Consider the following 8,882-nt stretch of genomic DNA (forward strand, 5'->3'; position numbering starts at 1 on the left):
GCGCCGGCTGGAGCAGCAGCACCGGCCCCTGCCGGAGCGGCGCGAGCACGGCGGCTGGCGGCCCCGGGTGGGCGACCGCATCCGGCTGCTGGCCCTGGGCAAGGCCGCCGAGGTGCTGACGATTTCGGAGGAGGGCAGCGAGCTCACGGTGCGCTGCGGCGTGCTGCGGCTCACGGTGGCGCTGGCCGCGATCGAAGGGCTGCATGGCGAAAAGCCGGCCCCCCCGGAGCCACCGCTCCAGGTGCGCATCCGCAGCCGCCGCTCCCCGGGCAGCCGGGGCCCCGAGGTGCGCACCGAAGGGAACACGGTGGACGTGCGCGGCCTGCGGGTGCATGAGGCCGAGGCGGCGGTGGAGGAGCGCCTGCGGGGGGCCAATGGGCCGGTGTGGGTGATCCACGGCATCGGCACGGGCAAGTTGAAGCGGGGTCTGCGCGACTGGCTCTCCGGCCTGGCCTGGGTGGAGCGGGTGAGCGATGCCGAGCAGGGGGATGGCGGACCCGGCTGCAGCGTCATCTGGGTGAAGTAGGGCTCAGTGGCTGATGGCGGGCAGCTGGGGTTCCTGCCGGGGCGGCGGGCTGGCCTCGGCCGGCAGCAGGGCGGCACCGAGCCCGTCGAACAGGCGCCAGCCCGTGGGGTCGACGTCCAGATGGACGGCCTGGCCCACGGTCACGCTCTGGTCGGGGGTGGCGCGCACCAGCACCAGGTGGCTGCCCTCCAGCAGCCGGCAGGTGACCAGCTGTTCGTTGCCGAGGGCCTCGCAGTGGCTCACCTCCGCCGCCAGGTTGCGGTTGGTGGCGGGGGCCAGCCGCAGGTGTTCCGGCCGCAGGCCGCCGGTGATCCGGTGGCCGATCCAGTCGCCCAGCAGCTCCGCCATCGGCCCCTCCACCGGGAAGCGTCGCCCCCCCAGCAGCAGCTGGGCGGAGCCGGCCACCTCCACCGGCAGCAGATTCATGGCCGGGCTGCCGATGAACTGGGCCACGAACAGGTTGGAGGGCCACTGGTACAGCTGCATCGGCGTGCCCAGCTGCTGCAGCCGTCCTTCGTTGAGCACGGCGATGCGGTGGCCCATGGTCATCGCCTCCACCTGGTCGTGGGTGACGTAGAGGGTGGTGGTGCCCAGGCGCCGCTGCAGTTCCACGATCTGGGTGCGGGTGCCGGTGCGCAGCTTGGCGTCGAGGTTGCTGAGCGGTTCATCCATCAGGAACACCGCCGGCTGGCGGGCGATGGCCCGGCCCAGGGCCACCCGCTGCTTCTGCCCCCCGGAGAGCTCCTTGGGCCGGCGCGCCAGCAGGGGCTCCAGTTCCAGGGTGGCGGCCACCTCAGCGATCCGCGCCTCGATGCGGCGCTCCCGCTCGGAATCGATCCGCAGGGCCGCCGGCCATCCGCGGCTGGCCCGGTGCAGGCTGTCCTGCAGTTGCTGGGGCAGGCTGCGGTGGCGGCTGCGCCGCAGGCCGAAACCGATGTTGTCGGCGACGCTCAGGTGCGGGTAGAGGGCGTAGCTCTGGAACACCATCGCCACATCCCGCTGGGCGGGCCGCAGCCGGCTCACGGGCCGCTCCCCTACGTAGATCTCGCCGGAGGTGGTGGCCTCCAGGCCCGCCAGCAGCCGCAGCAGGGTGCTCTTGCCGCAGCCCGAGGGCCCCACCAGCACCAGGAATTCACCGTCCTCGATCTGCAGGTCGAGCTGGCGCAGCACCTCCACCGGGCTGCCGCCGCGACGGGGCGGGTAGGTCTTGCCGACCTTCTGGAAGCGGACCTCGGCCAAACCAGCGCTGCAACCGGGGGATCCTAGGGTTGTTCCTCATCAGAGCCCCGGCCGACAACCTTCCTTGCAGTTCATCGATCAGGCCCGCATCGCCGTGCGCGCCGGCCGCGGCGGCGACGGCATCGTGGCCTTCCGTCGTGAGAAATATGTGCCCGCCGGTGGTCCTTCCGGTGGTGACGGGGGCCGCGGCGGTGACGTGCTGCTCGTGGCCGATTCCAACCTCCAGACCCTGCTGGATTTCAAGTACCGACGCCTGTTTGCCGCCGATGACGGCCGCCGCGGCGGCCCGAACCGCTCCAGCGGGGCCAGCGCCTCCACCCTGACGATCCGGGTGCCCTGCGGCACGGAGGTGCGCGACTGCCGCACCGGCATCCTGCTGGGGGATCTCACCAACGCCGGCGAGGAGCTGCTGGTGGCGGCCGGTGGCCGGGGGGGCCTGGGCAACGCCCACTACCTCAGCAACCGCAACCGGGCCCCGGAAAAGTTCACGGAGGGCAAGGAGGGCGAGGAATGGAAGCTGCAGCTGGAGCTCAAGCTGCTGGCCGAGGTGGGGATCATCGGTCTGCCCAATGCCGGCAAGAGCACCTTGATCGCCGTGCTTTCCGCCGCCCGGCCGAAGATCGCCGACTACCCCTTCACCACCCTGGTGCCCAACCTGGGGGTGGTGCGGCGGCCGAGCGGTGACGGCACCGTCTTCGCCGATATCCCCGGCCTGATCGCGGGGGCGGCCCGCGGCGCCGGCCTGGGCCATGAGTTCCTGCGCCACATCGAGCGCACGCGCCTTTTGCTGCATCTGGTGGATGCGGGCGGCGAGGACGTGCTCAGGGATCTGCTGGTGGTGGAGGAGGAGCTGGCTGCCTACGGCAACGGGCTCAGCGACCGTCCCCGCCTGGTGGTGCTCAACAAGATGGAACTGTGTGATGCCGAGGAGCTGGAGGAACGGGTGGCGGTCATCGGCGCCCACACCGGCCAGCCCCCACTGATCATCTCCGCTGCCGCCTCCCAGGGGCTCGATGCCCTGCGGGCCGCCGTCTGGGAGCAGCTGGGCATCGCCTGAACCGCCCCGGGGGGGCGTGGTCAGGGCCTGGTCAGAGGATCAGTCGTCGTAGACGCGGCACTCGGGCGCTTCGGGGTTGAGGTCGCAGTACACCTCAAGGGGGCTGGGGTCGTGGCTGTCTTCGGGGTGGTGCTCCTTGTACTCGTTGAGGGCCTTGAGCTCCTCCTCGAGATGGCGCACCTTGCCGAGATTGCCGTCGGCCTTGGCCGACTCGATCTCGACCTTGTCCTTCTCGATGTGATCGTCGATCGTCTTCATGCAAAAACCGGCCTTCACGAGCCGGAACTCACCGCAGACACCATACGGTCGGGGCAGGGGCGCCGCCTTTTCCTGTTGGTTCCCGCACACCCACCGTCCCGGTAGCGGCGCTCAGGCGGCCAGGTCGCTCAGCACCAGCCAACGCTCCTCCGCCGCGTGGATCCGCTCCACCAGGGCCGCCAGTTCATGGGTCAGCTCCTCCAGGCGGGCGTAATCAGGGCCACTGGGGGCCGCCAGGTGCTGCTCCAGCTCGCGGCGTTGCTGTTCGAGCTGGGGCAGCTCGGTTTCGAGGCGCTCCAGCTCCCGGGATTCCTTGAAGCTGCGCCGTCGGGGGGCGTCCGCCAGGACCTTGGCGGATGGGGCTGAGCGCTTGGCGGTTTCCGGGCCGGCTGCGGCCGGCCCAGGGGCGGTGGCCGGCGCTCCTGCCGCTCGCTCCAGCCAGCTGCTGTAGTTGCCCTCGAAGCGCTCCAGCCGGCCGTCCTCGAAGTGGAACAGCCGATCGACGGTGCGATCCAGGAACCAGCGGTCGTGGGAGACCACCACCACACAGCCGCGAAAATCGTCGAGGAACTCCTCCAGCACGCTCAGGGTGTGGACGTCGAGGTCGTTGGTGGGCTCGTCCAGCAGCAGCACGTTGGGCGCCTCGATCAGCAGCCGGCAGAGGTGCAGGCGGCGGCGCTCGCCCCCGGAGAGCTTCGCCACCGGTTGGTGCTGCTGGGCGGGTGGAAACAGGAAACGCTCCAGCAGCTGGGAGGCCGTCAGCTCCACCCCGTCCACCTGCACCCGGCTGGCGGCCTCCTGCACCACTTCGATCACCTTGCGTTTGCCGTCTTTGGCCAGCAACACGTCGCTGTGCTGGTCGAAGTAGGCCAGCTTCACCGTGGCTCCCAGCTCCAGCAGGCCGTCGCTTGGGGGGCGTCGCCCGGCGATCACCTCCAGCAGGCTGGATTTACCGACCCCGTTGGGGCCGATGATCCCCACCCGGTCCTCGGGGCTGAAGTCGTAGCTGAAGTCGTGCAGCAGGGTGCGGTCGCCCACGGCCACCGCCAGCCCCTCGGCGGTGATCGCCCGTTTGCCGATGCGTCGGGCGGTGGCGGCCATCGCCAGGCTGGTGCGCCCCTGGCGGGCGGGTGCCTCCAGCAGGGCATCGATGCGTTGCATCCGGGCCTTCTGCTTGGTGCTGCGGGCCTTGGGGCCCTGGCGCAACCAGGCCAGCTCCCGCCGCAGGGTCCCCTTGAGCTTGGCGGCGGTGGAAGCTTCGGCCTCCTCCTCGGCCGCCTTCAGGCCCAGGTAGGTGCCGTAGTTGCCCTCGTACGGCCGGGCCTCGCCCCGCTCCACCGCCACGATCCGGCGGGTGACCCGATCCAGCAGGTAGCGGTCGTGGGTGACGAGCACCAGGGCGCCGGCGAAGCGATCCAGATAGCTCTGCAGCCACTCCACCCCCTCGGCGTCGAGGTGGTTGGTGGGTTCATCCAGCAGCAGCACCTCCGGTTCGGCCACCAGGGCCGCCGCCAGGGCGACGCGGCGCCGGTTGCCGCCGGAGAGCTCGCCGATCGTCCGCTCCTGATGGGCCGCGTCGATGCCCAGGCGTTCCAGCACCTCCCGGCAGCGGCGCTCCAGGTCCCAGGCCTGGCAGCCGTCCATGCGGTGCTGCAAGGCGCTGAGGCGGGCCAGCAGCGGGCCGTCCTCCGCGCCACTGGCCAGCTGGTGGCTCACGCCGGCGTACTCCCGCAGCAGGGCCATGGCTTCCCCGTCCCCGGCGAACACCTGCTCCAGCACGGTCAGGGAGGGATCCAGGCGGGGCTCCTGGTCGAGCAGCACCACCCGGGTGCGGGCGTGGCAGCGCCGCTCGCCCCGATCGAGCGGTTCGAGGCCCGCCAGCACCCGCAGCAGGGTGCTCTTGCCGGCGCCGTTGGGGCCGATCAGCCCCAGCCGGTCCCGCTCGCCCACGTGCAGGTCGAGATCGGAGAACAGGCTGCGCAGGCCGAAGTCCTTGGCGGCTCCCACCAGGCTGATGGCGCTCATGGGGTGTCGCCGCTCTGGTCCAGGCCCAGGCGCTGCTGCTCCAGATGGGCGAAGACGCTCTTGTCGCCCACGTCGGCCGCCGCCGGCATGGGGAACTTTCGCAGGCAGAGCACCAGCAGCAGCAGGGCTTCGGCAGCCAGCAGGCTGGCGGTTGTGGCCGGGCTCAGCACACCGGCCAGGCGGCCGAGCAGGGCCAGGGGCAGCAGCAGGGTGACGCCGATCGCCTCCGGCCGCTGAAAGCAGAAGAACTCCTTGAAGCCGATGCCGGCCAGGGCGGCGAAGAAGGGCCCCACCGCCAGGATCCACAGAGGTTGCTGCGCCAGGGCGGGGAGCATCTGGCCCGGTCCGGCCCGCAGGGCCAGCAGCAGCCCGCCCAGGCAACCGGCCAGCCAGAACAGCTGCAGGGCCCGGTGCAGGGGACGCAGGTAGATGTGAATCCAGCGCAGGGCCAGGCCAAGGCCGGCCGCCATCACCAGCAGCCAGGGCCAGAGCAGGTCGGGGCCGAGCTGGCGCCACTGGGCCAGCAGGGCCAGCTGGCCGAGGGCCACGGCCGTGAGGGCCAGGCGGTAGCCCAGCACGTCGCGGCGGTCGGTGGCGGTGATCGTGAAGGTGCCATACACCCCTTCAAAGACGGGGTCGGTGCCATCCGGGCTGGCCAGGGTGCTGCTCATCGGGTGGGGGCGCCGGGGGCGGCAGGGGGTGGGCTGCCCACCAGTGTGGCCAGGTCCGGTCCCGCCGGGACGATGCCGGAGGGATGCAGGGGGAAGAGGGCCCCGAAGTAGTCGCTGCGCCAGGCCGTCGGGAAGCAGGTGAGCGCCACCCCCTTGAGGGCGTGGAAGCGGCGCCGCCAGTCCCATAGCCGGGGCAGTTGCCAGAGGGGCCGGCGGCTGCAGCCGAACAGCGGCGCATAGACCAGCTCCAACCGGATCAGGGTGGGGAACAGCACCACGTCCGCCAGGCTGGGATGGGTCCCGCCACAGAGCCAGCCGCTGCCGCTCTCCCCATGGGCGGTGAGGCCGGCCTCCACCGCCTCCAGGGCAGCGAACAGGGCCGCTTCGGCTTCGTCGTAGGCCGCCTGGTTGCGGGCGAAGCCGCAGCGGTACACGCCGTCGTTCACATCACTCTGCAGGCGCTCCCGCCAGGTGGCGATCGCCGGGACATCCTCCTGCGGTGCCAGGTCCGGCGCCCCGGCCGCCGCCGGCCAGGCATTGAGCAGTTCGATCAGGCGGGCGCTCTCGCTCACCAGGATCTGCCCCCGGCTCCGGGAGTAGAGCGCCGGCACGGTGGCCCTGGCCCGGGGATCGGCGCCGCAGCGGCGATAGAGGTCGAGCAGGGTCTGGCAGCCCTCGAAGGGCGTCTCGAAGCGCCAGCGGCCGGCGGCCGGATCGGGCACCACCACCACCGTGTCGATCGTGGCGGCCAGACCCCTCAGGGTCCAGGTGAGCCAGGCCCGGTGGGCCCAGGGGCAGCTGCGGCCCACGATCAGCACGTGGCCACCGGGGTCGCCGGCGTCTTCCGGCAGCGGCGGCAGGCTGGTGAAGGCACCGGCTGGCCGGCGGTAGCGACCCTGGTCGTCGGCGGGTCCGAGCCCACCCATCAGCAGGCGCCACTGGCAGTGCCAGAGCTGCCGGGCGGTGCGCACCAGGGTCGCGGGCGGGGCCATGGAAATCAGCGCAGTCCAGCCCTGACTCTGCGCCAGGCTGGGGCCCTGTGAGCGAGCAGGCGATGGTGGCGGGGCGGGTGATGGTGGTGGGCGGCACCCACGGCAACGAGCGCAACGCGCCCTGGCTGCTGGAGGCCTGGCGGCGGCACCCGGCCTTGCTGCGCAGCAGTGGCCTCGGCCTGGAGCTGGTGCTGGGCAACCCCGCCGCCCACGCCGCCGGCCGGCGCTACCTGGACCAGGACCTCAACCGCAGTTTCGTGCCGGCCCTGCTGGACGCCCCCGAGCCGGGGGACCGGGAACTGCGGCGGGCGCGGGAGCTGCTGGCTCTCCACGGGCCCGAAGGCCGTGCCCCCTGTCTGGTGGCCCTCGACCTGCACAGCACCACCGCCGCCATGGGCAACAGCCTGGTCGTCTACGGCCGGCGGCCGGCCGATCTGGCGCTGGCGGCGGGGATGCAGCAGCGGCTGGGCCTGCCGATCTATCTGCATGAGCAGGATCAGGCCCAGACGGGCTATCTGGTGGAGCGCTGGCCCTGCGGGCTGGTGGTGGAGGTGGGCCCGGTGCCCCAGGGCGTGATCCAGGCCACCATCTGCCGGCAGAGCCAGCTGGCCCTGGAGGCGGCACTGGAGGTGCTGGCGGAGGCCCGCTGCGGTGCCCTGCGCCAGCCGGTGCGGCTGGAGGTGCACCGGCACCTGGGCAGCCTCGACCTGCCGCGCCACGACGACGGATCCCCGGCGGCGGTGGTGCACCCGCAACGCCAGGGACGCGACTGGCGGTCGATCGGCGCTGGCGAGCCCCTCTTCCTCACTGCTGAGGGCGTCACGATCCCCTTCCACCCCCAGGCCGATCAGGCGGACGGGGCTGTCCGGGCCGTGTTCATCAACGAGGCGGCCTACGGCGAGAAGGGCATCGCCCTCAGCCTCACCCGCCGGGAAGCCTGGCCCGTGGAGCCGGCCTGGGGCCAGGCGCTCCAGGGCCTGGCCCGTAACCTTCAGACCCCGGGCTGAGGCGCCTGGGGCTGCCCGGCGGGAGCCGGCTGTGATCGGGGCGGGCCGTTGTAGAGGACGCTCACGACGTTGCGACCGTCGGGAGAAATGAGAATCTCGGTTTCCACGGTGGGCGGCTGGCCGAGCTGGGCCCAGCCGGGGACGCCCCCGTAGAAGCGGAACAGCAGGCCCTCGGCGTCGGAGCGCACCAGACAGTTGCCGCCGCTGCGCTCGTACATGCAGATGGCGGGCCGGTAGACGCCCAGGCCGCCGTTGATCACCTCGCCCCGCATGCGGGCCAGGTTGACGGCGCGGCCGCGCTGGAAGGCCTGTTCCTGGCTCATCTGGGCCCGGGCGGGGGCGGGGCCGGCCAGGGGGGAGGCCAGCAGCAGGGCCAGGGCGCCCAGCAGGGGCCGGAGACGGGAGGAAGGCATGGTCATCCGCAAACGAGGGTGGTCTGTTCCTTGGTGCAGGGGAGGTCGGTCTTGCTGCCGTCGGCCCAGTAGATGCGCAGCCGGTCGTCCTCGGTGTCGGTGCGCAGGGTCAGCGATTTGACGAAGCCGGCTGGGGGCTTGCCGGCCGGGTCGGCGGTGTCAGGGCGCGTGTTGGCTTTGTTCAGCCGTTGCTCCAGCTGCTGGATCTTCAGCTCGAGCTGGTCGATGCGGCGGCTCTCGGCATTGGGTGAGCCCTGGCAACCCGCCAGCAGCAACGGCAGGACCAGCAGGGCGGGCGACAGCCGGCGCAGGCGAAAGCCGGCGGTGCGCGCTGGCTGGGAAGAGAGCGACGAACGCGAGACCATCGGCGGGGAGGCGAGATGACCGGATCAACGCTTCTCCTAGCAGCGGCAGGGGGGGCAGGCCAGGCAAGAGGCACAGCTTTTCTTCATGAAGGCGCCGCTCACAAGCCGCAACAGTCTGTTACAGTCGTTTCAGGCGATCCGTCGCCCTTCCTTACGCCCAAGGCTGGCGCAGTCGCGCTTTTGCCTGAAGGCACTCTTCTCTGCACTCATGACCGCCACTCTCCAGCAGCGCTCCGGCGCTTCGGTGTGGAACCAGTTCTGTGAGTGGGTCACCTCCACCAACAACCGTCTGTATGTCGGTTGGTTCGGTGTGCTGATGATCCCCACCC

General features: G+C 71.6%; 10 protein-coding genes and 1 pseudogene. 4 read left to right on the forward strand and 7 right to left on the reverse strand.

Features of this window, described 5'->3' with window-relative positions; translation table 11 throughout:
• Positions 1-526: Smr/MutS family protein (locus VB739_RS15540; RefSeq protein WP_323357935.1), on the forward strand; the 526-nt coding region annotated here is incomplete at its 5' end.
• Between the two features lie 3 nt (positions 527-529).
• On the opposite strand, the gene VB739_RS15545 is transcribed toward VB739_RS15540, so the two are convergent.
• Positions 530-1,765, reverse strand: a complete 1,236-nt coding sequence (locus VB739_RS15545) for an ABC transporter ATP-binding protein (RefSeq protein WP_323357936.1) — start codon at positions 1,763-1,765, stop codon at positions 530-532.
• A gap of 64 nt (positions 1,766-1,829) precedes the next feature.
• Here VB739_RS15545 and cgtA point away from each other — a divergent pair, with 64 nt between their 5' ends.
• Positions 1,830-2,822, forward strand: coding sequence for an Obg family GTPase CgtA (gene cgtA, locus VB739_RS15550; RefSeq protein WP_323357937.1), 993 nt, complete (start codon positions 1,830-1,832; stop codon positions 2,820-2,822).
• A gap of 39 nt (positions 2,823-2,861) precedes the next feature.
• Here the strand turns inward: cgtA and VB739_RS15555 are convergent, their stop codons facing one another.
• The 4 genes from VB739_RS15555 to VB739_RS15570 all read right to left on the reverse strand — a co-directional run bounded on the left by VB739_RS15555 (position 2,862) and on the right by VB739_RS15570 (position 6,768).
• On the reverse strand, positions 2,862-3,080 hold the full coding sequence (locus tag VB739_RS15555; protein ID WP_094586564.1) for a Calvin cycle protein CP12: 219 nt from the start codon (positions 3,078-3,080) through the stop codon (positions 2,862-2,864).
• Between the two features lie 111 nt (positions 3,081-3,191).
• Entirely contained in the window at positions 3,192-5,105 is a 1,914-nt protein-coding gene (locus VB739_RS15560) for an ABC-F family ATP-binding cassette domain-containing protein (RefSeq protein WP_323357938.1), read from the reverse strand.
• On the reverse strand, positions 5,102-5,776 hold the full coding sequence (locus VB739_RS15565) for a DUF2301 domain-containing membrane protein (protein ID WP_323357939.1): 675 nt from the start codon (positions 5,774-5,776) through the stop codon (positions 5,102-5,104). The genes VB739_RS15560 and VB739_RS15565 overlap by 4 nt, the downstream gene beginning before the upstream one ends.
• Positions 5,773-6,768, reverse strand: a complete 996-nt coding sequence (locus VB739_RS15570) for a glutathione S-transferase C-terminal domain-containing protein (RefSeq protein ID WP_323357940.1) — start codon at positions 6,766-6,768, stop codon at positions 5,773-5,775. The genes VB739_RS15565 and VB739_RS15570 overlap by 4 nt, the downstream gene beginning before the upstream one ends.
• 62 nt (positions 6,769-6,830) lie before the next feature.
• Here VB739_RS15570 and VB739_RS15575 point away from each other — a divergent pair, with 62 nt between their 5' ends.
• A complete protein-coding gene (locus VB739_RS15575; RefSeq protein ID WP_323357943.1) occupies positions 6,831-7,775 on the forward strand; it encodes an aspartoacylase in 945 nt (314 codons plus the stop codon).
• Here VB739_RS15575 and VB739_RS15580 read toward each other — a convergent pair.
• Entirely contained in the window at positions 7,760-8,188 is a 429-nt protein-coding gene (locus VB739_RS15580) for a hypothetical protein (RefSeq protein ID WP_323357941.1), read from the reverse strand. The two genes, VB739_RS15575 and VB739_RS15580, sit on opposite strands and share 16 nt — an antisense overlap.
• 2 nt (positions 8,189-8,190) lie before the next feature.
• On the reverse strand, positions 8,191-8,553 hold the full coding sequence (locus VB739_RS15585; protein ID WP_323357942.1) for a hypothetical protein: 363 nt from the start codon (positions 8,551-8,553) through the stop codon (positions 8,191-8,193).
• Positions 8,554-8,761: 208 nt separating this feature from the next.
• On the opposite strand from VB739_RS15585, the pseudogene VB739_RS15590 reads away from it, so the two are divergent.
• A pseudogene (locus tag VB739_RS15590) lies at positions 8,762-8,882 on the forward strand (photosystem II q(b) protein); the annotation flags it as partial.

The sequence above is a fragment of the Cyanobium gracile UHCC 0281 genome, assembly GCF_034931305.1.
In the GTDB taxonomy this organism is placed as follows: domain Bacteria; phylum Cyanobacteriota; class Cyanobacteriia; order PCC-6307; family Cyanobiaceae; genus Cyanobium; species Cyanobium gracile_A.